Below are 212 nucleotides of genomic sequence, written 5' to 3' on the forward strand. Positions count from 1 at the left end.
CCGCTTTCCGGCGTCCAACAATCGCTTTACCGGCGAAGGCCGGTATCCAGTGTCGATAGGATAGATTTAACAGCTTGTGATAATATAAATGGAGATGAAAAACCCAGCTGTTTATGTATTAACCAACCAAAGGAATGGAACGCTCTACATTGGAGTAACCAGTGATTTAATTCAACGAATTTATCAGCACAAATCTAATGCTGTTGAAGGTT

At 41.0% G+C, this 212-nt stretch carries 1 protein-coding gene; it reads left to right on the plus strand.

Features of this window, described 5'->3' with window-relative positions; translation table 11 throughout:
• Positions 1-94: 94 nt before the first annotated feature.
• Positions 95-212: GIY-YIG nuclease family protein (locus CCS90_RS15195; protein WP_371411552.1), on the plus strand; the 118-nt coding region annotated here is incomplete at its 3' end.

Source organism: Marinicella litoralis, assembly GCF_002591915.1.
GTDB lineage: Bacteria > Pseudomonadota > Gammaproteobacteria > Xanthomonadales > Marinicellaceae > Marinicella > Marinicella litoralis.